The sequence below is a fragment of the Aequoribacter sp. genome, from assembly GCF_965659035.1.
GTDB lineage: Bacteria > Pseudomonadota > Gammaproteobacteria > Pseudomonadales > Halieaceae > Aequoribacter.
The window spans coordinates 1-1,857 of sequence record NZ_CBFHWH010000165.1 but is presented as its reverse complement, the minus strand read 5'-3'; the positions used below and the strand labels follow the sequence as shown (position 1 = coordinate 1,857).

At 52.7% G+C, this 1,857-nt stretch carries 2 protein-coding genes; one reads left to right on the top strand and one right to left on the bottom strand.

Translation table 11 applies throughout. The annotated features are described in order from the left end of the window. The first annotated feature begins 122 nt into the window (after positions 1–122). On the top strand, positions 123–1,517 hold the full coding sequence (locus tag ACTF5Z_RS12080) for a phosphotransferase family protein (RefSeq protein WP_438985852.1): 1,395 nt from the start codon (positions 123–125) through the stop codon (positions 1,515–1,517). Between the two features lie 9 nt (positions 1,518–1,526). Here the strand turns inward: ACTF5Z_RS12080 and ACTF5Z_RS12075 are convergent, their stop codons facing one another. Next, positions 1,527–1,715 (bottom strand): hypothetical protein, encoded by a 189-nt coding sequence (locus ACTF5Z_RS12075; protein WP_438985851.1) that lies wholly within the window; start codon positions 1,713–1,715, stop codon positions 1,527–1,529. Positions 1,716–1,857 lie beyond the last annotated feature (142 nt).

Here is a 1,857-nt window from a genome sequence, read left to right as displayed (position 1 = left end):
ATCTATCGGCATCACCGCCGCTACCGCATCACCGAGGGCGCCGAAGAAATTCAAATGCGCCGCGTCGCGGGCTATCTGTTTGGCTTTATGAACCAAAAGGCGCCAAAAGGAGTGAAATAAGCGTGATTACTAGGCTGCAATCCTTCATCGAAAAGCATCTCGGCCAAGGGGTTAAGGTCGAGAACGCGTTGTTACTGACCGGTGGCGCAAGCCAAGAAACTTGGCGAATCGATGTGGAGCACAAAGGAAGTCTAACTCCCTATTGTTTGCGCCGTGCCAAAGACAGCGAATCTGAGCAAGCACTGGATCTAGGAGGTGTGGGCCTCATGGTCGAGGCCGAGCTGATTCAAGCAGCACGTAGTGTAGGCGTCAAAGCGCCCCAAATAGTGGCCCTCATAAACGAAGAAGACGACCTTGGCATAGGCTTTTTGATGCAATGGTTAGAAGGCGAGACCCTCGGACATAAAATTGCCAGAGCCCAAGAGTTCGCGAGTATTCGCCCTGAGCTCGCTCGCCAATGCGGTGAGCAGTTAGCCTTAATCCACTCAATGGACACACAGCCCTTTTTGCAGGCAGGCAGCTTACAAAAAATGGCCGCCGTGGACTTTATCCAGCAAACCTACGATCAGTATTTATCGTTAAATATGCAGCAACCTATGCTGGATTACACTGCGCGTTACCTCCTAGAAAACGCGCCTAGGCAACACGATTACGTGCTGAACCACGGTGACTTTCGCAGCGGGAACCTCATGGTCGACCCAAATATAGGCATCAGTGCCGTATTGGATTGGGAGCTCGCCTCTATCGCCGACCCCGCCAAAGACATTGCTTGGCTGTGCGTCAATTCCTGGCGCTTTGGCTGTAACGAGTTCGTTGTCGGCGGCTTTGGCGACTTAGACGATTTACTGACAGCCTACAACGCCAACAGCGGCCGAAAAATTAGCGCCGATGACATTCACTACTGGATGGTATTTGGCTCATTTTGGTGGTCAGTATGCTGCTTAAGCATGGGCAACACCTACAAGACCGGTGTAAATACCTCACTCGAGCGCCCTATTATTGGCCGACGCGCCTCCGAAGGCCAGCTCGATTGCGTGAACTTGTTGCTGCCACAGAGTTTCGAAATCATCCCCGACGAGCAGAATCAAGCTCTGCTACCAACCGATGCCGAGCTTGCTGAGGCCTTGCAGGCTCACCTCAAAGACAACGTCGCACCACTGTTGAGTGGCAAAGACAAGTTTCTCGCACAAGTCGCGGCCAATGCCGCGGGCATATTAGCCCGCAGTGCACGTTTTAATGCCAGCGCGGTCAGGCAAGCGAATAACCGACTGCAGGCTCTTTTGGGTGACTGTGAACCGCAAGAAGACTTAAACGCAAAACTTTGCGAGCACATCCGCGAGGGTCTTGTCGACCTAGACAACCTCGCCCTGCAGGCGCACTTACGCGCGACGGTCGAAGCCCAGGTCCTTATCGATCAACCGCAGTATGTAGAATTCTCCAAACGGGGCGCTGGCTAGCTCGTAACTTTATTCGCTCTCAGCCCTCTCGTTTGATTGAGCATATTTGGCGATCACTGGCCAGCCACCCAAGAGAGGCAAGAACCATGCGGCTAGTACCCACCAATCGTCGCTCCAGTTCAACTCACCGAATGCGAAAACGCCTACGATGACGCACGATACCACCACAACTAAAATGTTTAATGTCCGTTGATTCATATCTCTAAGCTCCTTGTCAGTAGATCCTCTAACTATCCCAACCAATAACCTAGTGAAAAGGCGACCACGAAGGTCAGGGTTATGTAGGGTAACACCTTGTCGCTGTCAGACTCGGGGGGAGACGGTAGCACGCTGCGATCGT